18 protein-coding genes are annotated in these 25,070 nt (G+C 64.8%); 12 read left to right on the top strand and 6 right to left on the bottom strand.

All coding sequences use genetic code 11. The features are described from left to right. The first annotated feature begins 99 nt into the window (after positions 1-99). From BJF92_RS18250 to BJF92_RS25310, 7 genes are all read left to right on the top strand, one after another. Positions 100-987, top strand: a complete 888-nt coding sequence (locus BJF92_RS18250) for a transglutaminase family protein (RefSeq protein WP_075636393.1) — start codon at positions 100-102, stop codon at positions 985-987. 197 nt (positions 988-1,184) lie between these two features. After that, entirely contained in the window at positions 1,185-2,378 is a 1,194-nt protein-coding gene (locus tag BJF92_RS18245; RefSeq protein ID WP_158032247.1) for a vWA domain-containing protein, read from the top strand. Between the two features lie 341 nt (positions 2,379-2,719). After that, complete coding sequence (locus BJF92_RS18240) at positions 2,720-5,185, top strand: glycogen/starch/alpha-glucan phosphorylase (RefSeq protein WP_075636190.1); 2,466 nt, start codon at positions 2,720-2,722, stop codon at positions 5,183-5,185. Beyond that, positions 5,182-7,440 carry a 1,4-alpha-glucan branching protein GlgB gene (glgB, locus tag BJF92_RS18235; protein ID WP_075636189.1) on the top strand — a complete coding sequence of 753 codons (2,259 nt, stop codon included), beginning with the start codon at positions 5,182-5,184 and terminating at the stop codon, positions 7,438-7,440. Before BJF92_RS18240 ends, glgB begins: the two co-directional genes overlap by 4 nt. A 194-nt stretch (positions 7,441-7,634) precedes the next feature. Then, positions 7,635-8,894: a glucose-1-phosphate adenylyltransferase gene (glgC, locus tag BJF92_RS18230; protein WP_075636188.1), complete on the top strand. Its 1,260-nt coding sequence runs from the start codon at positions 7,635-7,637 to the stop codon at positions 8,892-8,894. Between the two features lie 338 nt (positions 8,895-9,232). Next, on the top strand, positions 9,233-10,672 hold the full coding sequence (gene glgA / locus BJF92_RS25315; protein WP_143524091.1) for a glycogen synthase GlgA: 1,440 nt from the start codon (positions 9,233-9,235) through the stop codon (positions 10,670-10,672). 9 nt (positions 10,673-10,681) lie between these two features. Then, entirely contained in the window at positions 10,682-12,310 is a 1,629-nt protein-coding gene (locus tag BJF92_RS25310) for an alpha-D-glucose phosphate-specific phosphoglucomutase (RefSeq protein WP_143524090.1), read from the top strand. Between the two features lie 68 nt (positions 12,311-12,378). Here the strand turns inward: BJF92_RS25310 and BJF92_RS18220 are convergent, their stop codons facing one another. Next, positions 12,379-12,822: an SRPBCC family protein gene (locus BJF92_RS18220; protein WP_075636187.1), complete on the bottom strand. Its 444-nt coding sequence runs from the start codon at positions 12,820-12,822 to the stop codon at positions 12,379-12,381. A gap of 179 nt (positions 12,823-13,001) precedes the next feature. Between BJF92_RS18220 and glgX the strand changes: the two genes are divergently transcribed. Both glgX and BJF92_RS18210 read left to right on the top strand, forming a co-directional pair. Continuing rightward, complete coding sequence (gene glgX, locus BJF92_RS18215; RefSeq protein ID WP_075636186.1) at positions 13,002-14,930, top strand: glycogen debranching protein GlgX; 1,929 nt, start codon at positions 13,002-13,004, stop codon at positions 14,928-14,930. Positions 14,931-14,944: 14 nt separating this feature from the next. Continuing rightward, positions 14,945-15,433, top strand: coding sequence for a MaoC family dehydratase (locus BJF92_RS18210; RefSeq protein WP_075636391.1), 489 nt, complete (start codon positions 14,945-14,947; stop codon positions 15,431-15,433). Positions 15,434-15,735: 302 nt separating this feature from the next. On the opposite strand, the gene BJF92_RS18205 is transcribed toward BJF92_RS18210, so the two are convergent. From BJF92_RS18205 to BJF92_RS18190, 4 genes are read right to left on the bottom strand one after another with little or no spacing between them, the layout of a single operon-like run. Further along, the gene (locus BJF92_RS18205; RefSeq protein ID WP_075636185.1) at positions 15,736-16,287 is read right to left on the bottom strand and encodes a sarcosine oxidase subunit gamma; all 552 of its coding nucleotides are present in this window, start codon (positions 16,285-16,287) and stop codon (positions 15,736-15,738) included. Beyond that, positions 16,280-19,273, bottom strand: a complete 2,994-nt coding sequence (locus BJF92_RS18200; protein ID WP_075636184.1) for a sarcosine oxidase subunit alpha — start codon at positions 19,271-19,273, stop codon at positions 16,280-16,282. The genes BJF92_RS18205 and BJF92_RS18200 overlap by 8 nt, the downstream gene beginning before the upstream one ends. Continuing rightward, complete coding sequence (locus BJF92_RS18195) at positions 19,270-19,632, bottom strand: sarcosine oxidase subunit delta (protein WP_075636183.1); 363 nt, start codon at positions 19,630-19,632, stop codon at positions 19,270-19,272. Before BJF92_RS18195 ends, BJF92_RS18200 begins: the two co-directional genes overlap by 4 nt. Before the next feature lie 48 nt (positions 19,633-19,680). Continuing rightward, positions 19,681-20,934: a sarcosine oxidase subunit beta family protein gene (locus BJF92_RS18190; RefSeq protein ID WP_075636182.1), complete on the bottom strand. Its 1,254-nt coding sequence runs from the start codon at positions 20,932-20,934 to the stop codon at positions 19,681-19,683. Positions 20,935-21,221: 287 nt separating this feature from the next. On the opposite strand from BJF92_RS18190, the gene BJF92_RS18185 reads away from it, so the two are divergent. After that, positions 21,222-22,823, top strand: coding sequence for an adenylate/guanylate cyclase domain-containing protein (locus tag BJF92_RS18185; protein ID WP_075636181.1), 1,602 nt, complete (start codon positions 21,222-21,224; stop codon positions 22,821-22,823). A gap of 295 nt (positions 22,824-23,118) precedes the next feature. Further along, complete coding sequence (gene rpsU / locus BJF92_RS18180) at positions 23,119-23,349, top strand: 30S ribosomal protein S21 (RefSeq protein ID WP_075636390.1); 231 nt, start codon at positions 23,119-23,121, stop codon at positions 23,347-23,349. Here the strand turns inward: rpsU and BJF92_RS25305 are convergent. Then, positions 23,321-23,638 (bottom strand): hypothetical protein, encoded by a 318-nt coding sequence (locus BJF92_RS25305; protein WP_143524089.1) that lies wholly within the window; start codon positions 23,636-23,638, stop codon positions 23,321-23,323. The genes rpsU and BJF92_RS25305 overlap by 29 nt on opposite strands. A 400-nt stretch (positions 23,639-24,038) precedes the next feature. Between BJF92_RS25305 and BJF92_RS18175 the strand changes: the two genes are divergently transcribed. Beyond that, entirely contained in the window at positions 24,039-24,857 is an 819-nt protein-coding gene (locus tag BJF92_RS18175) for a tetratricopeptide repeat protein (protein WP_245294821.1), read from the top strand. Positions 24,858-25,070 lie beyond the last annotated feature (213 nt).

Here is a 25,070-nt window from a genome sequence, read left to right as displayed (position 1 = left end):
GAAGCATTTTCGACCCGCATGTCCCCGGACGAACCCGGCCGGACGAACCCGCGCGCGCCGGCAGGGCCGATCGACGGCCGGGCGCTGAAGCAATCCACAATGCTCTACGACATCACGCTGCGCATCACCTATCGCTATGAAGTGCCCGTCTCCGGCGGACGTCACGTCATCCGCGCCATGCCCCTGTCGATTCCCGGCCGGCAGCGGCTGATCGCCGGTTCGCTAACCGCCACGCCGCTGCCCGACGAACGCTATGACCGCCAGGATTTCTTCGGCAATGCCGTCACCGGCCTGCTGCTGCGCAAGACGCATGAGAAGCTTGTCTTGCGCATGCAGTCGCGCGTGGTCGTGGAGAGCCAGACCGAAACCGTCGATCTCTCGCCCCCGCTGGCCTTGCTGGGCGCCGATCTCGACGCGGTCTGGTCGATGACGGCGGACTCGCCGCATCATTTCCTCGGTACCAGCCCGCGTCTGGGCGAAGATGCGGCCATCGCCGCCTATGCGCGCGAGGGAGTGGAGGCGGATATGAGCGTGCTGCAGATCGCCCGTCGTCTCTGTAGCGCGATCCATACCGACTTCACCTATGATCCCAAGGCCACCACGGTGGATTCGACACCGCGCGACGCCTTCAAGATCAAGCGCGGCGTCTGCCAGGACTTCGCCCATGTGATGATCGTGGCCCTGCGCGCGCTCGGCATTCCGGCCGGCTATGTCAGCGGCTTCCTGCGCACCCTGCCCCCGCCGGGCAAGGAGCGGCTGGAAGGGGCGGACGCCATGCATGCCTGGGTGCGCGTCTGGTGCGGGCCCACGCTGGGCTGGATCGAACTCGACCCCACCAACGACATGGCCGCCGGCAGCGATCACATCGTCGTCGCCTATGGGCGCGACTATAGCGACGTAGCGCCCGTCATCGGCGTGCTCAAGAGCTATGGCAGCCACGAAACCCATCAGGCGGTCGATGTCATCCCAGTCAAGATCGGCGGCTGAAGGCCGGCATCAGGCAGGCCTCCGGCTGGCGTCGGCTGGAGCAATGCGCCGACAAGCCGCCAACCGCTTTTTGCCTGCATTGCTCTTCCCGCCGTGGCGCAATCGACTTCCCATCGCATTTGACCGATTTTTCAAAGCAGCGTGAAATCTTCTTCTTGTAAAAGTGGCTGATGCATTGCCGAGGAGAAGGAGGCATCATGCCGGGAAGACAGGCGCCGCGACGCAAGATGCGGTCTCTGCTCGCGTCAAATGGGGGGAACTTCGCGATCACGGCGGCCTTGCTGCTGCCGGTCGCCTTCGGCGCCGGTGGCGTGGCCATCGACGTGACCAATATGGCACGCGCCCGTACCCATCTCCAGGATGCCGCTGACGCGGCGTCGCTCGCCGCCTCCTCAGGCCTTGCCAACAAGACCATGACCGTCGACGAAGCCAAGCTTGCCGCGCGGGACTTCTTCAAGACGCAGATGCGCAACTGGTTCCGCTCCTCCCAGACAGAGGAACAGGTGGCCGGCGAGACGCTTGCGCAGGATCTCGACGTCAATGTCAGCGAAGAGGCGATCCCCGGAAACGGCACGCGCTATACCGTGACGATCGCCTCCACCATGCCCGTCAAGATCAACGGTCTCACCCGGCTGATCGGCGCGAGCGATGCAATGGTGCATGCCCGAAGCGTCTCCAAGGGATCGACGGTCACCAAGAACGCGCTGTCGATGTTCCTGGTCCTCGATCAGTCCGGCTCGATGGGCGAACCGACCGATCAACGGGATCCTGCCGCCAACTGCGCGGATGGCAACAAGGCTGCGAAATGCTATCTGAGCAAGATGGCCTCGTTGAAACTCGCCGTCGCCGACCTCTTCGGCCAGTTGAACAACAATGACGCCAACAAGGCCTATGTGCGCACCGGCGCCGTGTCCTACAGCACGGCCATGATGGAGCCAAGTGCGCTCGACTGGGGCACGAGCGCTGCAATGACCTACACCAATGCGCTCGCGCCCAAGGGAAACACCGATTCCAGCGGTGCATTCGCCGCCGCCTACCAGGCTCTTGGCGCCCATTCGGAAAACGAGGCGCACCAGAACCGGACCGGATTGACGCCGAAGAAATTCATCGTCTTCATGACCGATGGCGAGAACAATTATTACAACAAGAAGAAGGACACGTCCGGCGCCTCAGACAATGCCACGCTCAACAGCTGCAGCCAGGCCAAGAAGGACGGCATGGAGGTCTATACCGTCGCGTTCAAGGCGCCCGATGCCGGCAAGAAGCTTCTCTCGGCCTGCGCCACCGACAGCGCGCATTTCTTCGCGGCCGAAAACGCAGCAAGCCTGATCGCCGCCTTCAAGACGATCGGCATGAATGCGGCGAGCCTGAGCGTGCGGCTGACGCAATGATCCGGCCGTCGACTATCCACGCGACTATTTAAGAAAACATATCGGAAAACCAGTAGCTTCGATAAAATGCCATCAGCGCGGGGAAGCTTTCGCAAAGCATTCACCACCCGCGCATTGTGCCGTTTTTGAACAGCCCATTCCCGTTGCACGGTTTTCACATCAATGCATAACTATGGCCATCACGCGGGTGTGAGATGGCCTTGACCCGCTTGTTGTTGACTCCAGGTTTTCGCCTCCCTTTCAGAAGGTGGCGAGGGCCCTGGGTTCCTGTTTCCTGCATGTCGGCACAGCCGCTCCCGGGCTCTGCGCGGCATGCTCCAAGCGACGAGGGGTTGCGGTTCATGAACAGACGAGTCGAGAATGAGAACGTTCCCGCGGCGGAGCCGCGCGCGTCCGATCCGAAGATCCTGGCGCAGGAAATCATCGAGCGCCTGACCTACCGCATCGGCAAGGACCCGAAGGTCGCCAAGCCGCATGACTGGCTGACGGCCGCCATCCTCGTGGCGCGCGACCGCATCACCGACAACTGGATGGACTCGACCCGCAACACCTATGAGACCGGCGCCAAGCGCGTCTATTACCTATCCTTGGAATTCCTGATCGGCCGGCTGATGCGCGATGCCATCACCAATCTGGGCATTGCCGATGCGCTGCGCGAGGCGCTGTCGACCTACGGCGTCGATATCGACGTCATCGCCCAGCTGGAACCGGACGCCGCACTCGGCAATGGCGGCCTGGGGCGTCTGGCGGCCTGTTTCATGGAATCCATGGCCACCGTCGACATTCCGGCCTATGGCTACGGCATCCGCTATGTCCACGGCCTGTTCCGCCAGCAGATGGCCGATGGCTGGCAGGTGGAACTGCCGGAAACCTGGCTGACCCACGGCAACCCTTGGGAGTTCGAGCGGCGCGAAAGCTCCTATGAGATCGGCTTCGGCGGCTCTGTCGAGACGGTCAACATCGACGAGGAAGTGACCCGCTATGTCTGGAAGCCGGGCGAGCGCGTGATCGCCACGGCCTGCGACACGCCGGTTGTCGGCTGGCGCGCCAAGCGCACCAACACGCTGCGCCTGTGGACCGCCTATCCGATCGATCCGATCCTGCTCGACGCCTTCAATGCCGGCGACCATATCGGTGCCCTGCGCGAAAGCAACAAGGCCGAGAGCTTGGCCCGCGTGCTCTATCCGGCCGATGCCACCCCGGCCGGCCAGGAGCTGCGCCTGCGCCAGGAATATTTCTTCTCTTCCGCCTCGCTGCAGGACATTCTGCGCCGCCATCTGCAGCAATATCCCGATTTCACCTCGCTGCCGGACAAGGTCTCGATTCAGCTCAACGACACCCATCCCGCCGTCTCGGTGGCGGAGCTGGTGCGGCTTCTGACCGATGTGCACGGGCTGAGCTTCGACCAGGCCTGGGACATTGCCCGCCACACCTTCTCCTATACCAACCACACGCTTCTTCCCGAAGCGCTGGAAACCTGGCCGGTGCCACTGTTCGAGCGCCTGCTGCCGCGCCACATGCAGATCATCTATGCGATCAACGCCAAGATCCTGATCGAGGCCCGCAAGGAAAAGGGCTCCAGCGACGAGGCCATCCGTACGATCTCGCTGATCGACGAAAGCGGCGACCGGCGCGTGCGCATGGGCAACCTCGCCTTTGTCGGCTCGCATTCGATCAATGGCGTTTCCGCCCTTCACACCGAGCTGATGAAGGATACGGTCTTTGCCGATCTGCACCGGCTCTATCCCGAGCGCATCAACAACAAGACCAATGGCATCACCCCGCGCCGCTGGCTGATGCAGTGCAATCCCGCTTTGTTCAGCCTGATCCGCGAGGCGATCGGCGATGCCTTCATGGACGATGCCGAGGAGCTGAAGGCGCTCGACGCCTTCGCGCATGACAAGGAGTTCCAGGCCCGGTTTGCCGCCATCAAGCGCGACAACAAGGTCAAGCTCGCCCAGCTGGTGCAGACCCGCATGGGCATCCGCATCAATCCGGCGGCGATGTTCGACATCCAGATCAAGCGCATCCACGAATATAAGCGCCAGCTCCTCAACATCATCGAGGCGATCTCGCTCTATGACCAGATCCGCTCGCATCCGGAAATGGACTGGGTGCCACGCGTCAAGCTGTTCGCCGGCAAGGCGGCGCCGAGCTATCACAATGCCAAGTTGATCATCAAGCTTGCCAATGACGTGGCCCGCGTGGTCAACAATGATCCGGCGGTGCGCGGCCTGCTCAAGGTGGTCTTCGTTCCCAACTACAATGTCTCGCTGGCCGAGGTGATGGTGCCGGCCGCCGACCTCTCGGAACAGATTTCCACAGCCGGGATGGAGGCTTCGGGAACCGGGAACATGAAATTTGCGTTGAACGGTGCGCTGACTATCGGCACACTGGACGGGGCGAATGTCGAGATGCGCGACCATGTCGGGGAGGACAACATCAAGATTTTCGGCATGACGGCAGATGAAGTTGCCAAGGCGCGCGCCGAGGGCCACAACCCCCGGGCGATCATCGAAGGCTCGCGCGAACTTTCGCAGGCGCTGCAGGCAATTTCCTCGGGCGTGTTCTCGCCCGACGACCGCAACCGTTTCGCCGGCCTGGTGGATGGCCTCTACAGCCACGACTGGTTCATGGTCGCCGCCGATTTCGATGCCTATGCCAAGGCGCAGCGCGAGGTGGACGCGCTGTGGACGGACACCGAGTCCTGGTACAGCAAGACCATTCTCAATACCGCGCGCATGGGCTGGTTCTCCTCCGACCGGACCATTCGCCAATATGCCAAGGAAATCTGGAGAGCAGGATGATCATCTCAATCGCGGACGCGACGCAAACCCAATCATCGCTTCCGCAAGAAGAGATCGATGCCATCGTCAACGGTCAGCACGGCGATCCTTTCGCCGTGCTGGGGCCGCATGAGGGGGAGAGCGGGCTGATCGCCCGCTGTTTCCTGCCCGGCGCCGAGACGGTCAGCGTGGAAAGCCTCGATGGTGCGCCGCTCGGCACGCTGACCCGAATCCACGATGCCGGCCTGTTTGAAGGCGTGCTTGCGGCCGATCGTTTCCAGCCGCTCGTCCACCGCGCCGCCAATGAAAGCGGGCAGTGGCGGGTCATCGACCCCTATTCCTTCGGGCCCGTTCTCGGCCCGCTCGACGACTACCTGATCCGCGAAGGATCGCATCTGCGCCTGTTCGACAAGATGGGCGCGCATCCGCTGCGTCATGAGGGCGTGGATGGCTTCCATTTCGCCGTCTGGGCGCCCAATGCGCGGCGCGTCTCCGTCGTCGGCGATTTCAATGCCTGGGATGGCCGGCGCCATGTGATGCGCCTGCGCCGCGACACCGGCATCTGGGAAATCTTTCTGCCCGAGGTCACCGCCGGTTCCCCCTACAAATTCGAGATCATCGGCGCGCAGGGCGAGTTGCTGCCGCTCAAGGCCGACCCCTTCGCACGGCGATCCGAACTGCGCCCCGCCACCGCCTCGATCACCGCCCCCGTCATCGACCATGACTGGCAGGATGCCGCCCACCGGGCGCATTGGGCCTCGGCCGATGCGCGACGCCAGCCGATCTCGATCTACGAGGTGCATGCCGGCTCCTGGCAGAAGGGCGACAATGGCGAGTTCTTGAGCTGGGACGAGCTGGGCGACCGGCTGATCCCCTATTGCGTTGATATGGGCTTCACCCATATCGAATTTCTGCCGATCAGCGAATATCCCTACGACCCCTCCTGGGGCTACCAGACCACCGGCCTTTATGCCCCCACCGCCCGCTTCGGCGAGCCGGAGGGCCTTGCCCGTTTCGTCGACGGCGCGCACAAGGCCGGCATCGGCGTGATCCTTGACTGGGTGCCGGCGCATTTCCCCGTCGATGCCCATGGCCTGCGCCATTTCGACGGCACGGCGCTCTATGAGCACCAGGATCCGCGCCAGGGCTTTCACCCGGACTGGAACACGGCGATCTACAATTTCGGCCGGGCCGAAGTCTTCTCCTATCTGGTCAACAATGCACTCTACTGGGCCGAGACCTTCCATCTCGACGGGCTGCGCGTCGATGCGGTCGCCTCGATGCTCTATCTCGACTATTCCCGCAAGCATGGGGAATGGGTGCCGAACGAATATGGCGGCAACGAGAATCTGGAGGCGGTGCGCTTCCTGCAGGCCATGAACCGCAACGTCTATGGCAGCCATCCCGGCATCCTGACGATCGCCGAGGAATCCACCTCCTGGCCCAAGGTGTCCGCGCCTGTCCATGATGGTGGCCTGGGCTTCGGCTTCAAGTGGAACATGGGCTTCATGCACGACACGCTGCAATATCTGTCGCGCGAGCCTGTTCACCGCAAATATCACCATCACGACCTGACCTTCGGCCTGGTCTATGCCTTCTCGGAAAACTTCGTGCTGCCGCTCTCGCATGACGAGGTGGTGCATGGCAAAGGCTCGCTGATCGCCAAGATGCCGGGCGACGACTGGCAGAAATTCGCCAATCTGCGTGCCTATTATGCCTTCATGTGGGGCTATCCGGGCAAGAAGCTGCTGTTCATGGGCCAGGAATTCGCCCAGTGGAGCGAATGGTCGCATGAGCGTGCGCTTGACTGGAATCTCCTGGAATATCCGCTGCATGCCGGCATGCGCCGCCTGGTGCGCGACCTGAACGGCACCTATCGCACCAAGCCCGCGCTGCATGCGCGCGACTGCGAGGGCGAAGGCTTCGACTGGCTGATCGCCGACGATCGCGAGAATTCGGTCTTCGCCTGGCTGCGCAAGGCGCCGGGCGAAAAGCGCATTGCCGTCGTCAGCAATTTCACGCCCGTCTATCGCGAGCACTATTCCATCCCGCTGCCCAAGACCGGGCAATGGCGGGAGATCGTCAACACCGATGCCGAGATCTATGGCGGCAGCGGCAAGGGCAATGGCGGCCTGATCGAGGCCGTGCGCCTCGGCTCCGGCGCGATCTATGCCGCCATCACCCTGCCGCCGCTGGCCACCGTGATGTTCGAGGAGGTGAGCACGGAGGAAGAGGCCGACACGCCGCAGGCCCCGGGCGCTTCGGGCGCGATCTGACCGGAGATGACGAAGTGCGCGCCGCAAGGGGAGCGACCGGAAAATGATGCGGGGAACATGGCGCCAGGCCGCCATTTTCCGGGGGACAGACGAGCGGATGCACAGGCTGGCGCATTCGCAACCATGATATAAAACAAGAGACGAGGCGCTCCGCCGAGCGCTGCCGGAGCATTGGGATACTGGGAGGCACGACCATGGAGAAACGCACGCAACCTCTGGCGCGAGACGCCATGGCCTATGTTCTGGCCGGCGGCCGGGGGAGCCGCCTGAAGGAGCTGACCGACCGTCGCGCCAAGCCGGCGGTCTATTTTGGCGGCAAGGCCCGCATCATCGATTTCGCGCTGTCGAACGCGCTCAATTCCGGCATTCGCCGCATCGGCGTCGCCACCCAGTACAAGGCGCATTCGCTGATCCGCCATCTCCAGCGCGGCTGGAACTTCTTTCAGCCGGAGCGCAACGAGAGCTTCGACATCCTGCCGGCCAGCCAGCGCGTCTCCGAGACGCAATGGTATGAGGGCACGGCCGACGCCGTCTACCAGAACGCCGATATCATCGAGGATTACGGCGTCGAATACATGGTCATTCTCGCCGGCGACCATATCTACAAAATGGACTACGAGCTGATGCTGCAGCAGCACGTGGATTCCGGCGCAGAAGTCACCATCGGCTGCCTGGAAGTGCCGCGCATGGAAGCCACGGGCTTCGGCGTCATGCATGTCGACGAGAACGACCGGATCATCGATTTCGTCGAAAAGCCCGCCGATCCGCCGGGCATTCCCGGCAATCCCGAGGTGGCGCTGGCCTCCATGGGGATCTACGTCTTCCACACGAAATTCCTGATGGACATCCTGCGCCGCGATGCCGCCGACGCGAAGTCGAGCCGCGATTTCGGCAAGGACATCATCCCTTATATCGTCGAGCACGGGAAGGCGATCGCCCACCGCTTCACCAGCTCCTGCGTCCGTTCCAATTTCGAGCGCGAAGCCTATTGGCGCGATGTCGGCACGATCGACGCCTATTGGCAGGCCAATATCGACCTGACGCACATCACGCCGGAGCTGGACATCTATGACAGCACCTGGCCGATCTGGACCTTCGCCGAGATCAAGCCGCCGGCCAAGTTCGTCCATGACGACGACGATCGCCGCGGCTCGGCCGTCTCCTCGCTGGTCTCGGGCGACTGCATCATCTCGGGCGCCTCGCTGAACCGCAGCCTTCTGTTTACCGGCGTGCGCGTGAATTCCTATTCGCGCGTCGAGAATTCCGTCGTGCTGCCGGATGTGAAGATCGGCCGGCACGCCCAGCTCAGCAATGTCGTCATCGACGCCCGCGTGGTCATTCCCGAGGGGCTGGTGGTCGGCGAGGATCCGGAGCTGGACGCCAAGCGCTTCCGCCGCTCCGAAGGCGGCATCTGCCTGATCACCCAGCCGATGATCGACCGGCTGATGCTCTGACATCGGAAAACTGGGCGGCCCCGGCGGATGCGGCGCCGCCCAGACTGTTTTGCGCAGCGCCCGCCCCCTGCCGTGTCGAGGGGTGGATGACGTGCTGGCCGTCCAGGCAGGTCCCGACACGTCGTGACGGGGATGCACCCCTGCCTCCTAGGCTGGCGCGCCCTCTGTCATCATCCGTTCATGTGAAGCTGATCCAGAAGCATCGGAAGACATCGGGCGGCGGGCCAGCTGTCTTTGGCGGAAGGAGCAGCCAGCCGCGTCATCCGGGCTTTCGCCCGGCTATCTGCTGACGGGTCGAGACGCGGGTCTTCCAAACGAACAACAAGGGCATTCCGGCCATGCAGGTTCTTTCCGTTGCCTCCGAAGTCTATCCGCTGATCAAGACCGGCGGGCTGGCCGATGTCGCCGGCGCGCTGCCGGAGGCGGTGGCCGCGCATGGGGTGACCATGCGAACACTGATGCCGGCCTATCCCGCCGTTCTCGCCAAGCTGGCCGAGACGCAGGAAGTGCATGTGTTCGACACGCTGTTCGGCCATCCCGGCCGGATCCTTTCGGCGCGCCATCACGGGCTTGACCTGCTGCTGGTCGACTGCCCCGCTTTGTTCGACCGGCCGGGCGGCCCCTATCTCGATGCGAGCGGCAAGGATCATCCGGACAATTTCCGCCGCTTCGCCGCGCTCTCGCTGGCCGCCGCCCTGATCGCGGAAGGCTGCCTCAAGGACTGGGTGCCCGACCTCGTCCATGTGCATGACTGGCAGGCGGCGCTGACGCCGGTCTATCTGCGCTTCGGCCGCCGGCCGGAAACGCCTGTCGTCCTCACCATCCACAACATCGCCTTCCAGGGGCAGTTCTCTGCCGATATCTTCCAGGAACTGGCCTTGCCCTGGGCGGCCTTGCATATGGACTGGATCGAATATTACGGCCATCTCGGCTTCCTCAAGGGCGGCATGCGCGCGGCCGATGCCATCACCACCGTCAGCCCCTCCTATGCCGAGGAAATCCTGACGCCGGAATTCGGCCTCGGGCTGGAGGGCCTGCTGGCGGCGCGCCAGAATGCGCTCTCCGGCATCGTCAACGGCATCGACACCGAGGTGTGGAACCCCGCGACAGATCCGATGATCGCCGCGCATTATGACGCGGCCCGGCTGGAGGCGCGGCGTGCCAACCGCAAGCCCTTGCTCGACCGCTTCAAGCTGGATGCGCCGGAAGGCCCGCTCTTTTGCGTCATCAGCCGCCTGACCCTGCAGAAGGGCATGGACATTCTGGCCGCCGTCATCCCCGACATCATCGCGCAGGGCGGCTCGCTTGCCGTGCTCGGCTCGGGCGATGCGGAGCTCGAAGCCCTGTTCGAGGAGGCTGCGCTCGCCTATCCCGGCCGGGTCGGCCTGGTGAAAGGCTATGACGAGCCCCTGTCGCATCAGTTGCAGGCCGGCGCCGATGCCATTCTTATCCCCTCCCGATTCGAGCCTTGCGGTTTGACGCAGCTTTATGGCCTGCGCTACGGTTGCGTGCCGATCGTGGCGCGCACGGGTGGCCTGGCGGACACCATCATCGACGCCAACGAGGCGGCGATGCTTGCGCAGGCCGCGACGGGATTCCTGTTCTCGCCGGTCGGCGAGGATGCTTTCAAACAGGCTCTCAAGCGGGCCTTCAAACTGTTCAATGAGCCGCGCCTGTGGGCCCGCCTGCAGGTACAAGGCATGAAAACGGATGTTTCCTGGGATGCCAGCGCCGGCCGCTATGCCGCGCTCTATTCCCAACTTTGCGCGAAAGGCTGAATGAACCCGATGATCAAGACCGTTGCCACAACGCCTTATAGTGACCAGAAACCCGGCACCTCCGGCCTTCGCAAGAAGGTGCCGGTGTTCCAGCAGGAAAACTATGCGCAGAACTTCATCCAGTCGATCTTCGACTCGCTGGAGGACTTCCAGGGCAAGACGCTGGTGATCGGCGGCGACGGCCGCTATTTCAACCGCGAGGTCATCCAGATCGCCATCAAGATGGCAGCCGCCAATGGCTTCGGCCGCGTGCTGGTCGGCCGGGGCGGCATTCTCTCCACGCCGGCGGCCTCCAACGTCATCCGCAAATACCAGGCCTTCGGCGGCATCGTCCTGTCGGCCAGCCACAATCCCGGCGGCCCGACCGAGGATTTCGGCATCAAGTACAATATCGGCAATGGTGGCCCGGCGCCCGAGAAGATCACCGATGCGATCTATGCCCGCACCAAGGTAATCGACGCCTACAAGATCGCCGATGTGGCCGACGTCAATCTCGACATCGAAGGCACGCATGAGATCGCCGGCATGCAGGTCAGCGTGATCGATCCGGTCGCCGACTATGCCGCGCTGATGGAAGAGCTGTTCGACTTCAACGCCATCCGCGCGCTGCTGCAGAACGGCTTCCGCGTCGTCTTCGACGCCATGAGTGCCGTGACTGGACCCTATGCCAAGGAAATCCTCGAAAACCGTCTCGGCGCGCCAAAGGGTTCGGTGCTGAACTTCGTGCCGCTGCCGGACTTCGGCGGCCATCATCCCGACCCGAACCTCGTCCATGCCAAGGCGCTCTACGACCAGATGATGGGCGACGACGCGCCCGATTTCGGCGCTGCCTCCGACGGCGACGGCGACCGCAACCTGATCATCGGCCGCGGCATCTTCGTCACCCCGTCCGACAGCCTGGCCATGCTGGCCGCCAATGCCCATCTGGCCCCCGGCTATGCCAAGGGGCTGGCCGGCATCGCCCGTTCCATGCCCACCTCGGGCGCGGCCGACCGCGTGGCGGAAAAGCTCGGCATCGGCATCTATGAGACGCCGACCGGCTGGAAGTTTTTCGGCAACCTGCTCGACGCGGGGCTTGCCACGATCTGCGGCGAGGAAAGTGCCGGCACCGGCTCCAACCATGTGCGCGAGAAGGACGGTCTCTGGGCCGTTCTGCTCTGGCTGAACATTCTCGCCGTGCGCCAGGAAAGCGTTGTCGAGATCGCCCGCCAGCACTGGATGATCTATGGCCGCAACTATTATTCGCGCCATGATTACGAAGAGGTCGATTCCGCGGCTGCCAACGGGCTGATGAGCGCGCTGCGCGACAAGCTCGCTACCTTCCCCGGCACCAAGATCGGCGACCTGACCATCGCGACGGCGGATGATTTCTCCTATCACGATCCGGTCGACCACTCGGTCAGCAGCAATCAGGGCATCCGCATCCTGTTCGAAGGCGGCTCGCGCGTTGTCTATCGTCTGTCGGGCACCGGCACCTCGGGCGCCACGCTGCGCGTCTATATCGAGCGTTTCGAGCCCGACGCGGCCCGCCACGACATCGAGACGCAGGAGGCGCTGGCCGACCTGATCCAGGCCGCCGACGAAATCGCCGACATCCGCGAACGCACCGGCCGCCAGACGCCGAGCGTCATTACCTGATCGGACGACAAGGCCCGGCGCCTCCCTGGATGCGCCGGGCCTCCTGACCTTTGAATTCGCTCGGCGGCTCAGCCCGGTATTTCGGCCTCGACCAGTTCGGCGAGCAGCGCCAGCGATTCCTGCCAGCCGCGATGGCACGCCTCGGCCGGGATCACATCCGGAAGCCCGCTCTGCGTTACCGTCAGCTCCGTGCCGATCGAGACCGCCTTCAACGTCACCACCACCTCGATCTCGCCCGGCAGTGCCGGATCGTCGAAACTGTCGGTGTAGCGCAGGCGCTCATGCGGGTGGAGTTCGAGATAGCGGCCGGAAAAGGAATGCGACTGCCCGCTTGTGAAATTGCGGAACGACATGCGAAAGCCGCCGCCGACCTTGGCGTCCAGCGCATGGACCGTTGCCGTGAACCCGTTGGGCGGCATCCATTTTACCAGCGCATCCGCTTCGAGAAAGGCGCGATAGACCCGCTCGCTCGGCGCGCGCAGAACGCGATGCAGGGTGATGCTGTAGGGCATGGCCGTCTCCTCCTCGGGTTTGCCGTTTTGCGCCACTGTATCGCAGCCCTTCGGGACCCGCAAAGGATGCGGCGTGAACGGGAGGGAACGAAGCGTCAAGACCTGGCCGGCATAGTCGATGCCTCGCCGCCCGCCCCCGCGCAAACCGCCCGCCCCCGCCCCTGCCCCTGGAGCATCCGATGACCGACAGCCCGCTAGGTGCCCATCCCGCCGCCGACGGCACCGCCTTCTCCGTGGTCTCGCGCCATGCCGACCGCGTCGATCTCTGCCTGTTCGAGGGCGGACACGAAACCCGCCTACCGATGCAGCGCGGCGCCGATCATGTCTGGCGCACCAGGACGCAAGCACCCGCGGGCACCGCCTATGGCTTTCGCGCCGACGGGATCTACGCGCCGGAGCGCGGCCTCTGGTTCGATCCCGCCAAGCTTCTGGTCGATCCCTATGCGGTGACGCTGGACCGCCCCTTCCACTATGACCCCGCGCTGTCAGCCCATGGCGTGGACACGTCGGGCCTCGTCCCGCGCGCCATCGTCACCGCGCTTGAGGAGGTGCCGATCTCCCCGCCCTTCTGGACCAAAGGCGGGCTGCTCTATGAGGTGGCCGTGCGCCCCTTCACCATGCTGCATCCGCAAGTGCCCGAGGCGCAGCGCGGCACGGTGGCCGCCCTCGCCCATCCCGCCATCATTGCCCATCTGCGGGCGCTCGGCGTGTCGGCCATCGAGCTGATGCCGATCACCGCCTGGATCGACGAGCGCCATCTCGGACCTTTGGGCCTCACCAATGGCTGGGGCTACAATCCCGTTGCCATGATGGCGCTCGATCCGCGGCTGGTGCCCGGCGGCATCGTCGAGCTGCGCGAGACGGTGGCGGCGCTGCATCAGGCGGGAATCGGCGTGGTTCTCGATCTCGTCTTCAACCATTCCGGCGAAAGCGACCGCTTCGGCGCCACGCTCTCCATGCGCGGCCTCGACAATCTGACCTATTACCGCCACGCTTCGGATCTGACGCTGATCAACGACACCGGCTGCGGCAATACGATCGACTGCGCCCATCCGGTGGTCGAGCGGCTGATCATCGACAGCCTGCGCCATTTCGTGCGTTTCGCCGGCATTGACGGTTTCCGCTTCGATCTCGGCAGCATTCTCGGTCGCGATCAGTTCGGTTTCCGCCGGGAGGCGCCGCTGTTCAAGGCCATGCTCGCCGACCCCTGGCTGAAGAACCGGCTGCTGATCGCCGAGCCTTGGGACATCGGCCCCGGCGGCTATCAGCTCGGCGAATTTCCTGCCGCTTTTCTTGAATGGAACGACCGGGCCCGCGACGACATCCGCTGCTTCTGGCGCGGCGATGCCGGCAAGATCGGCGCGCTGGCCGCGGCGCTGTCCGGCTCGTCGGCGCATTTCTCCCGGCATGGGGAGCGCGAGACCCGCAGCGTCACCTTCATCGCCGCCCATGACGGCTTCACGCTGGCCGACCTCGTCGCCTATAATGGCAAGCATAACGAGGCCAATGGCGAGAACAACCGCGATGGCCATAATGACAATCACTCCTGGAACAATGGCGCGGAAGGCGCGACCGGCGATCCGGCGATCCTGGAGGCGCGCCGGCGCGACCTGATGGCGCTTCTCTCCACCCTCTTCGCCACCCGCGGCGCCATCATGCTGACGGCGGGCGACGAGTTCGGCCGCTCGCAGCAGGGCAACAACAATGCCTATGCCCAGGACAATGCCATCACCTGGGTGGACTGGTCGGCCGCCGATCCGGTCCTCATGGCGCATGCGCAAGAGCTTTCCGCCCTGCGCGCCCGGTTTCCGGCGCTGAGCGACCCGGGCTTTCTCACCGGGGATGGTGACGTGAGCTGGAAAAGGCTCGACGGCGGCGATATGTCGGGCGCCGACTGGGACGGCGGCAGCACGCAGGGGCTGGTGATGATCCTGGTGACGCGAGATGCGCGCACCGGCAGGGCCACGCGCCTGGCAGTCGCCATCAATCGCGCCCATGCCCCTACCGCGCTCGGCCTTGCCGGCCAGTGGCAGGATGGCTTGAGCGGGAGCGAGCCGCCAGCGTTTCTGGCTGCCCGCAGCATCGGCTTTTTCGTGGAGACGGCATGAACACTAAGCGCACCCTGCCGCGCGAGATCGGGCTTGCCGACGTGCCCGCCCTCGTCGGCACCGAGGTCGGACTGTCCGACTGGATCACCGTCTCGCAGGAGATGATCGACCGCTTCGCCGAGGCGACCAACGATCACCAGTTCATCCACACGGACCCCGAGCGCGCCCGTGCCGAAACGCCGTTCGGCGGCACGATTGCCCACGGCTTCCTGTCGCTATCGCTCTTGTCGGCGATGAATTACGATTGTCTTCCGCGCGTGCGCGAGCAGACCATGGGCATCAATTACGGCTTCGACACCGTGCGCTTCGCCGCCCCGGTCAAGAGCGGCGCGCGCGTGCGCGGCCGCTTCACCATGGCGCAGGCCCGCTTTCGCGGCGCGAGCATGCTGATGATCACCTATGACGTAACGGTGGAGATCGAAAACGAAAGGAAGCCGGCGCTGACGGCGCTCTGGCAGACGATCATCCAGTTTGACCCGAAGGACCGTCCGGAAGGGGTGTGAGGCAGCGTCAGGCGGGCGTTGCTGTGTGGATTACGGGCGGTTCGCCTCAGCCCCCTCACCCTGCCCTCTCCCCGATGGGGAGAGGAGGCCAGTGGCAGACCCTTCCTCCCAATTCGCAGCCCTCTGTCTCGCCCAGCCATCAGCAGTCAAATTTTGGGCAGCGTGGAGGCCAGCACACTCGCCGCGGGTCCCTTCTCCCCAGCGGGGGTCCGAAGGACGGGACGAGACGCGTGGCTCGTCCCCGGTCGGGATGTCGGCAGGCAGATGACGGGGGCTTCACCTACCGACTCCCTCTCTGATGCTCAAGCCTCCGCAGCGGCTTCCGCAAGGACGGCCAGCACATAGGGCGCGAAGGAGCGCCAGCATTCCACGCGGAAGGCATCCTCGGCCGTGCGATAGACCACGACCTCCGACTTGGACAGCACCGTGCGGGCGCAGGCGCCGACCGGGAAGGCCGTCAGCGACAGATCGAGCGGGCAGCCGCTGTTGATAACAGTTGCAGCCTCCGCGCCGGTGACGAGAATGCCGGCATTGCGGTGGGACACGTCCACCGCCGAATGCAGCGCGCCGGCCGAGCTTAAGGCGGCCATCAGGTCCGCCTCGTCCTCGTCGATGACAAGCCATTCGTCCGGGCCAAGCCAGAGCGCATGGCGCGCGCCGTTGCGGGCGGCGTGCTTCGGCGCAGTCGGCAGGTCCAGGCCGAGGGCGGCGGAGAGCGCCCCCACGGCGTCCGGCTTGGCGCGCAGCGACAGGCGGGCCGCCGGCCCTGCGGCTGAGAGAGCGGCGCGCGCGGCGCCGGAGGCATGCGGGGCCAGCACGGGGCGGCGTGCGGCAATCGCGATCGGATCAGCCATGGATGCGGCCTCCTTCCTTGTCGAAAAACACCGTATCGGTCACCTCGACCGCGATGGTGCGGTCAGGCATTGGCACATAGAGCGTCTGGCCAACCTTGGCCCGGCCGCCGGCGACCACGGCCATGGCGATGGATCGGCCGCAATTCTCCGACCAGTAGGAGGAGGTCACATGGCCGAGCATGATCATCGGCTTGGGCTGGTTCGGATCGGCGACGATCTGCGCGCCTTCCTCCAGCACCTCCTTCGGGTCCTTGGTCAGCAGGCCGACCAGCTGCTTGCGGCCCTCGCGCACCAGGTCCGGCCGCTTCAGCCCGCGAATGCCGACGAAATCGGGCTTCTTCTTGCCGACGGCCCAGGCGACGCCGGCATCATCAGGGGTCAGCGTGCCGTCCGTATCCTGGCCGACGATGATATAGCCCTTCTCGGCGCGCAGGACGTGCATGGTCTCGGTGCCATAGGGGCAGGCGCCGAAGGGTTCGGCCGCCTTGGCGACTGCCTCCCACACCGCCGCGCCGTAATCAGCCGGCACGTTGATTTCATAGCCGAGTTCACCGGTGAAGGAGACGCGGAAGAGACGGGCCGGCACGCCGCAGACCTTGGCTTCCACCACGCTCATATGCGGCAGTGCCTCGTTGGAGAGGTCGGCGCCTTCCACCAGCGGCGCGATGATCTCGCGCGCCTTCGGACCCTGCACGGCGATGACGGCCCATTGCTCGGTCGTCGAGGTCAGCCAGACGTTGAGATGCGGGAACTCGGTCTGGAGATAGTCTTCCATGTGGTGCATCACGCGCGGCGCGCCGCCGGTCGTGGTGGTCACGTGGAAGCGGTCCTCGGCGATGCGGCCGACGACGCCGTCGTCATAAACAAAGCCGTCCTCGCGCAGCATGATGCCGTAGCGGCAGCGGCCGGGCTTCAGCGTGTCCCAGCTGTTGGTGTAGATCAGATTGAGGAAGGCGGCCGCATCCGGGCCGACCACCTCGATCTTGCCGAGCGTGGAGGCGTTGAAATAGCCGGCCGTGGTGCGCACCGTGCGGCATTCGCGGTTGACGGCGGCATGCATGTCCTCGCCGGGACGCGCATAGTACCAGGCGCGCTTCCACTGGCCGACATCCTCGAAGGCGGCGCCATTGGCTTCTTCGACCGCATGCATCGGCGTCTTGCGGGTCGGGTCGAAAATATCGCCCCGGGCATGGCCGATCAGCGTGCCGAAGGTCACCGGCGTATAGGGCGCGCGGAAGGTGGTGAGCCCCACCTCGGGAATGCCGCGTCCCAACGCTTCCGCTGCAATAGCCAGGCCATGCAGGTTGGAAAGCTTGCCCTGGTCGGTCGCCATGCCATTGGTGGTGAAGCGCTTGATGTGCTCAATCGAGTGCATGCCTTCGCGAACGGCCAGGCGGATGTCCTTGGCGCAGACATCGTTCTGGAAGTCGACGAAGGCCTTGACGCTGTCGTCGGGCCCGGCGCCATACGCGGCACCCGCCATGCCGCCGGTCCAGGCAATGGCATTGCGGCCGGCCGGAACTGGTGCGGCACCCTCGGCATGGCCGGCTTCCGCCGCCAGCTTCGCGCCGGCAGCGGTTGCCTCTTCCAGGATCGCCTGGAGATCGTCCGTGCCGTTGCAGGTGCCGACGGAGACGCAGTCCTGCACGTAGTGGCCGGGCAGGAAGCGACCGGTGGCGGCATCATAGGCCACCTTGCCGCGCGACTGCGAGAACATGTGCACCGACGGCGTCCAGCCCGACGAGGTGATCAGCGCGTCGACGGCGATCTTGCGCTTGGATCCGCCGCCATTCGGAACCACCGTCATCGAGGCGACGCGCAGTCGGCCAGACGTGGCGATGACAGCATGGTCGGTGAACACTTCGATGCCGAGCGAGCGGGCCTTTTCGAACAGGCCGTCGCCGGGGCGCAGGCGGCTGTCGACGATGGCGGCGATCTCGACGCCGGCGCGCTTCAGGTCGAAGGCGGCTTCGTAAGCCGAATCATGGGCGGTGTAGACGCCGACCTTGCGGCCGACCGTCACGCCGAAATGGTTGAGATAGGTGCGCGCGGCAGAGGCCAGCAGGATGCCCGGACGGTCGTTGTCGGCAAAGACCATATGCCGCTCGATCGAGCCTGTGGCGATCACCACCCGCTTGGCACGGACCTGCCACAGCCGTTCGCGCGGCGCATTGGCCTGCGGACGGTCGATGTGGTCGGTGACGCGCTCGGCCATGGCCACGAAATTCTGCGCGTAATAGCCGAAGGCCGTCGTGCGGGTCAGCAGCGTGACATTGTCCATGGCCTTGAGGCTGGCCGCCGTGGCCTGTGCCCAGGCATAGCCGTTCTGCCCGTCGATCTCGGCGCCGGTGTCGAAATGCAGGGCGCCGCCGACCTCGGGCTGCTCGTCGGCCAGGATGACGGTGGCGCCGGTGGCCGCCGCAGCCTTGGCCGCGGCCAGACCCGCCGCGCCGCCGCCGATCACCAGCACGTCGCAATGGGCATAGCGGCAGGCATAATGATCCGGATCCTCTTCCTTGGGCGACACGCCAAGGCCGGCAGCCTCGCGGATACGCGGCTCATAGATCGAGGCCCAGGCCTGCTTCGGCCACATGAAGGTCTTGTAGTAGAAGCCGGCCGCGAAGAAGGGCGAAAGCGTATCGTTGATGCCGCCGAGGTCGAAGGCGAGTGAGGGATAGCGGTTCTGCGACCCCACCGTCATGCCGTCGAACACTTCCTGCACCGTGGCGCGCACGTTCGGCTGGCTGCGGGCAGTGTCACGCGAGACGTTGATCAGCGCGTTCGGCTCTTCCGGACCGGCGGACACGACGCCGCGCGGACGGTGATACTTGAACGAACGGCCCATCAGGTGAATGCCGTTGGCGAGCAGCGCCGAGGCGACGGTGTCGCCGGCAAGTGCGGTGAAGCCGCGGCCGTCGAAGCGAAACCGCGCGGTCTTGGCGGGGGTCAGCCGGCCCGCGCCGGCAATGCGGTTGGCGCCCGTCATTCTGCTCTTCCTTCCGTGGCTTCATAGGTTTCGACGGGGCGGCTGTCGGCCGGCAGCGCGGGCGCTGCGCCAGGCGCCGGGCTCAGGTCCGGCTTGGGCTGGCCTGCCTTGTAGGTCATCACGAACTTGTCGCTGACCGTGTCGCGCACCGCATTGAAGAAGCGGCCGCAGCCATGAATATGGCGCCAGCGCTCATAGATGAGGCCCTTGGGATTGTCGCGCAGGAAGAAATATTCCGCGAATTCCTCATCCGAGATGGCGGCGATATTGGCCGGCCGGTCGATATGGGCGTCGCCGGCGGCGCGGAACTCCAGTTCCGCGCGCGCCTCGCCGCAATAGGGGCAGTGGATCAACAGCATGGGCTTATCCTGATCAATTCGTTTCGGCGCGGGGCAGAAGCAGTCTCGTCAATGCGCCACGGCGGCGGCGGCGGCTTCGTCGATCAACCGCCCGGTGCGGAAACGGTCGAGCGTCAGGCCGGCGGCCAGGCGATGCGGCTCGCCGCGCGCGATCAGATGGGCGAAGAGATGGGCCGAGCCGGGCGTCGCCTTAAAGCCGCCGGTGCCCCAGCCGCAATTGACGAACAGGTTCGGCACGGGCGTCACGCCCTGGATCGGCGAGCGGTCCGGCGTGTTGTCGGTGATCCCGCCCCATTGCCGCATCATCTTGACCCGGCGGAAGATCGGGAACAGCTCGCAGATCGCATCCAGCGTATGGGTGATGATCTGCAGGCCGCCGGTCTGGGAATAGGAATTGTACTGGTCGGTGCCGGCGCCGATGACGAGCTCGCCCTTGTCCGACTGCGAGATATAGGCATGCACCGTGTTGGACATGACCACGCAGGGGAAGATCGGCTTCAGCGGCTCGGAGACCAGCGCCTGCAGCGGCACGGAATGGAGCGGCAGGCGGACATCGGCCATGCCCAGCACCATGGAATTATGACCCGAGGCCGACACGCCGATCTTCCGGGCGCCGATGAAGCCCTTGGTGGTCTCGACGCCGGTGACGGCACCGTCCGGCCCGCGACGAATGCCCTTGACCTCGCAATTCTGGATCACGTGGACGCCACGGTCGGAGGCCGCGCGGGCATAGCCCCAGGCGACCGCATCATGGCGCGCCGTGCCGCCACGGCGCTGCAGTGCAGCGCCGTTGATGGCGTAGCGGGCGCTCGCCGAGATGTCGAGCGGCGGGCAGAATTCCTTGGCCTGCTCGGGCGTCAGCCATTCATTGTCGATGCCATAGAGACGGTTGGCATGGATATGGCGCTTGAACACCTGCTGGTCGTGGATGTTGTGGGACAGCATCATCACGCCGCGCGGCGAATACATGACGTTGTAGTTGAGCTCCTGGCTCAGCCCTTCCCAGAGCTTGAGCGAGTGCTCATAGATGTCCATGCTCTCTTCATAGAGATAGTTGGAGCGGATGATGGTGGTGTTGCGGCCGGTATTGCCGCCGCCGAGCCAGCCCTTTTCGATCACGGCAACATTGGTGATGCCGTGCTCCTTGGCCAGATAATAGGCCGCACCCAGGCCGTGAGCGCCGCCGCCGATGATGATCACATCATACTGGGCGCGCGGCTCGGGAGAGGTCCATTGCGCCTCCCAGCCCTTGTGCGCCCGCATGGCCTCGCGCGCGACGGCGAAAACCGAATATTTGCGCATGCGCCCCATCTCCTTCGCTGATCCTGCAGGATTGTTGTGCCGGCCGGCGCGCGCACCCCGCGGCCTGCTGCTTGACGCTACTCATCGCAGATCCTTTCGCGACGCACCGTCTCTTTTGCGACGTGACGAAGACGAAGTTTCGACAAGGGCGACATAAGGGCCGGCAAGACAGCCGTTCGCGGAACGAATCCTCCCGGTTCGATTGACCGAGGCGACGTCAGATGCTCTCTACGCGAGAACTGCGCCGCGTCGCCGCAGCGTGGTCTCGGCATGGACAGGCCCAAACGATGATCGACCCGAAAACCACGCATGTCGCCCGGCGACAGGGGCGTCTGCTGATCCTGATGGTCACGGTGCTGCTCATGGGCCTGCCGCTCGCGGTCTGGCTCGATATCAGCGCGCTGTCCCGCAATGCCCTGAGCCGGCAGGCGCACGACATGAGCTCGCTGATCAGCTCCATCCGCGGCTATTATTCCACCAATGTCGTCGGCCGCATCCAGGCCGCCCATGCAAGCGGCATCGGCCAGGAGACGGTGCTGAGCCACAATTACGCGGCGATCCCCGGCGCCATTCCGATCCCGGCCACCCTGTCGCTCGAACTGGGCGACGTGATCCGCGAGCAGCAGTCCAACATCACCTACCGATTCGTGTCGGACCTGCCGTTCAAGAACCGCGCACCGCACAATCTCGATGGCTTCGAGGATCAGGCACTGCGCGCCTTGCGCGCCGATCCCAAGCAGACGCCGACGGAGCTGACCCGCAGCGGCATGACCAACACGCTGCGCTTCGTCACGCCCGTCATCATGGGTGCGGCCTGCGTCGCCTGCCACAACACCCATCCAGAAAGCCCGAAGACCGACTGGAAGGTGGGCGACGTGCGCGGCATCCAGGAGGTGGTGATCCGCCAGCCGCTGGCCACCAATCTCTTCGCCTTCAAATTCCTGCTCGGCTATTTCGTGCTGATGGCCGCCTTCGGCGCCACGGTCGTCTTCCTGCAGAAGCGCCAGACCGCGACGATCCGCGCCGTCAACCGCGAGCTCGAGACCACCAACGAGTTCCTGGCGGCGATCTCGCTGAAGATCTCCCGCTACCTCTCGCCGCAGATCTACAAGAGCATCTTTTCCGGCCAGAAGGATGTGGTGGTGCAGACCGAGCGCAAGCGGCTGACCATCTTCTTTTCCGACATCAAGGACTTCACCGCCACCACCGAGCGCCTGCAGCCCGAGGCGCTGACGGAGATGCTGAACGACTATCTGACCGAGATGTCGGCCATCGCGCTCAAGCATGGCGGCACGGTGGACAAGTTCATCGGCGACGCCATGCTGGTCTTCTTTGGCGACCCCGAGACGCGCGGGCCGGTGGAGGACGCCAGGGCCTGCCTGCGCATGGCCGTGGACATGCAGCAGCGGCTCGGCGAGCTGAAGGAGCGCTGGCGCCGGCGCGGCACGGAGCAGCCCTTCGTGGTGCGCATGGGCATCAACACCGGCTATTGCAATGTCGGCAATTTCGGCTCGAACGACCGGATGGACTATACGATCATCGGCGCCGAGGCCAATCTGGCCGCACGGCTTCAGGCGATTGCCGAGGGCGGGCGCATCGTCATGAGCTACGAGACCTATTCGCTCGTGTCCGACATCGTCATCGCCCATCCGCTGGCGCCCATCACCATGAAGGGCATTCCCCGGGAGGTCGTGCCCTATGCGGTCGATGGCCTCAGCGAGGCGCGCGAGGCCACCCGGGTGCTCAGCGAGCATGTGAACGGCCTCGACCTGCATCTCGATCTTAGCCGGCTCGACCCCGGCGAGCGCGCCCGCGCCCGCGCCGCCCTGAAGGCAGCGATCGCGGCGCTGGAAACGGAGGGCGAGCCGTCTGCCCGGCCCGCTCCTTGACGCGGGGAAGCGCCCGGACTCGCCCCGACGCACCCCGCGCGCGCGAAAACCCGTGGCGATGCGCCCTGGAAGCCCCGGGAATGCGCGCTTTTTCGGATCAGCCGGTTAATCGCGTCTGGACTCTGCCGACCTGTTCTGATATTTCCGCACACCAATCGCAAGGCAGGTGCCCGCGCGAGCGCTTTTCTTTTGTTTTCGTCAGCGGCGGAACGGCAGGGAAGATCGCCGGAGCGAGCTGCTTTACGCCAGAACTCGGCCTTGGCCATTCAAACCACTTTAAAGGAACGTGATTCTCGTGCAGGTACTCGTCCGCGACAACAATGTTGACCAGGCGCTCCGCGCTCTCAAGAAGAAGATGCAGCGCGAAGGTATCTTCCGCGAAATGAAGATGCGGGACTACTACGAAAAGCCCTCCCAGAAGCGCGCCCGCGAAAAGGCTGAAGCCGTTCGCCGCGTTCGCAAGCTGGCACGCAAGCGCGCCCAGCGCGAGGGCCTCGTCAGCGCCGGCCGTCCGGGCAGCCGTTGATCGCTGTCGGGCGCTTCGGCTGAAGCGCCACGATTGCCATTTTGATGACGGAGCGCCGCGCACCGAAAGGTGCATCAGCGGCGCTCCGTTTTCGTTTGTCGCCGTTTTTATTTGTCGATTCGGCAATGGTGTGCGCCGCGCGGCCTTGCCAGCAGGATTGGCCGTTCAGGGTGTCGCGCTCGCGAATTCTGCCACTCCGCCCGGATTTCGCCGCCTTTGCGCCGCAAGCGTCACAGGCGATTCGCAAGGGAATGGCACGTGCCGGTTCGCCGGCAGGCTGTTCCTGCATCGACGCCTGGAGCCTGATCGGGCGACGAGCCTGTCCGTTTCGCGTGACCTGATGAGGGGTGCGCGCGTGGCGCCAGCCGGCCAGAACCCGGCCTGCCGGCGCGTCGGACCGATCGCCTGATGCGGCCGGATGACTGGCCGCATTCGCCGGAGCCGGAACCAATCCGGGCCAGCCGGCGCAGGGCCTTGAGGCGTTCAGGGCCGGTGAAGAGATGATGCCGCGTGTTCATGAGCGATTTACGCTTGATCGAAGCGGCGCAATCGGACAGGACAGGGTGGAGGTCGACCGTCTGCAGGACGGCGCCGGGAAGATCGGACACGAGGGATCGACTTTGACGATTGTGGGCATTGCAGGCCGAAGCGGCACTCTTGGCGGTAGACTGGGCGACAGCGCACCGCGCGTGACCAGAGCCGCAGCAGCCGGCCTTCTTCTTCTGGGCGCGGCCCTGCTCTCCGGCTGCCAGACGGACGCCGGAAGCGACATGATGAAGGTCGACCGTGCCCAGGGCTCGGACCAGAACATCGCCTCGCTGACTTCGGTCATCTCGGCCAATCCGAACGATCCCGAAGGCTATAACGTCCGCGGCTCCGCTTACGGCCGCGCCGGCGAATTCCGCCGCGCGCTGGCGGACTTCAACCGCGCGCTGGAGCTGAACCCGCGCTTCTATCAGGCCTATGCCAACCGCGCTTTGGTGGAGCGCAACATGGGCGATCAGGCCTCGGCGCTGAAGGATTACAACGCCGCGCTGCAAATCAATCCGCGCTATGACGTTGCCTATATCGGCCGCGGCAATCTCTATCGCCAAGCCGGCCGCCTCGACCAGGCCTTCGCCGATTTCAACCAGGCGATCCAGAACGAGACCACCGATCCGCGCGCCTATCACAATCGCGGCCTGATCTATCAGGCGCGCAAGCAGCACAATCAGGCGATCGAGGATTTCTCGACCGCGATCTCGCTCTCCTCCACCTCGCCCGAGCCCTATAATGGCCGCGGTATTTCCTATCTGGCGCTGGGCGACGACGACAACGCGTTCTCCGACTTCAACACCGCCATCAATCTCAACGGCAACATTGCCGAGAGCTGGGCGAACCAGGCGCTGGTCTATGAACGGCGCGGCGACAAGGCCAAGGCCGCGCGCTCCTATTCGCATGCGCTGCAGCTCGACCCGAAATACGAGCCGGCCCGCGCCGGGCTTGCCCGCGTGAAGGGCGGCGCCTGAGCGCCTCCTCGCCTCGTGAAGACAAAAAAAAGGGCGTGCCGGGTGGCGCGCCCTTTCTGTTTCCAGACATCGGATGTTTCCGAAAACCGGGTCCCACTTTCCGGCCCAATTCTCTCGCGGTTCGCCCATCGGCTAGAGTCTGTCAGTTTTAGTTTGAACCGTACCCCGCATGTCTGAGGTAGTTGGAGCACTCTTGGGGGCTGAAAGCCTTCA

Origin of the sequence: Xaviernesmea rhizosphaerae (assembly GCF_001938945.1) — a bacterium.
Lineage (GTDB): Bacteria > Pseudomonadota > Alphaproteobacteria > Rhizobiales > Rhizobiaceae > Xaviernesmea > Xaviernesmea rhizosphaerae.
The sequence above is the reverse complement of the archived record's forward strand: the minus strand, read 5'-3'. Positions and strand labels throughout refer to the sequence as shown.